Genomic DNA, 839 nt, shown 5'->3' with positions numbered 1-839 from the left:
TTGTTTTTGATCTTGGAATACGGATATCGCAAGTTGCGGGAGTTGGGACGCGGAGTTGTCGGATTATTTGTTTTCTTTCCTGGTTTTTAAAATTACACTTTTTCGATAATACCCGTTATTTGCGATGAGCCGTTGTTGTAAGCAGTTATTAAGTCACGGAATATTTATTTAGTCCTTCAATTATTTGCTCTCTGAAAATTTGCATTCGACGATAAGCAATTTTGGACATCTCAACTTCATATTCAATTCCTTTTTTAATCTCTGCGTGTAAATGAATTGCATTTCTTAATTTATAAATCTCTTTTAATTCTTCCCCCAAATTTGAATCAATTAAATTTAATTTCACAGATGCATCTATTTTGTCTTCAAATCTGATAGTGGTAATTTCTCTTTTGACAGTTGTTTTATACATCGTGAGAATCTTTTTTCCATCGTGTTCAAGCTCATTTAATTTCTTACTTACTGAGATTTTTTTATAAGTTTTTGTTTCGAAAAGTTTTCTAACCTCCGGTTCATTTGCCAATAATTCAAACAAAATGTGATGTATTATTGCTTCATAGATTGATGCATAATAAAAAATCTGAATTCTTATTTGTGCATTCTTAAGCCAATCATCAGCTTGAATTCCCTCAAAAAATTTGTAGATATATCGAATTGCTTTAAATTCTTCTGAAAGTCTTTCTCTAAGTTTATCATCATCTATAAAATCAAAAAATCCTTCGAACCAATTTTCTTCTGGTAGATGTTTAGTTATATATTCCTGAATTTCTTGTTTAATCTCTTCTTGAAAGGGCATAAATCTTTTTTAATAATTGCTTACAACGGCAGTTTGTCTCAAA

General features: G+C 30.2%; 1 protein-coding gene. It reads right to left on the bottom strand.

Annotation, left to right across the window (positions count from 1 at the left end; genetic code table 11):
• Positions 1 to 148: 148 nt before the first annotated feature.
• Positions 149 to 796, bottom strand: a complete 648-nt coding sequence (locus IIF7_RS20625) for a hypothetical protein (protein WP_084843563.1) — start codon at positions 794 to 796, stop codon at positions 149 to 151.
• Positions 797 to 839: the final 43 nt, after the last annotated feature.

It is taken from the genome of Zunongwangia atlantica 22II14-10F7 (assembly GCF_002094855.1).
Taxonomy (GTDB): domain Bacteria; phylum Bacteroidota; class Bacteroidia; order Flavobacteriales; family Flavobacteriaceae; genus Zunongwangia; species Zunongwangia atlantica.
This window is presented reverse-complemented; position numbering and strand designations above follow the sequence as displayed.

Bases quoted from the DNA above. Each gene is read 5' to 3' on its own strand.
- IIF7_RS20625 (WP_084843563.1), bottom strand. From the start codon at position 796: ATGCCCTTTCAAGAAGAGATTAAACAAGAAATTCAGGAATATATAACT.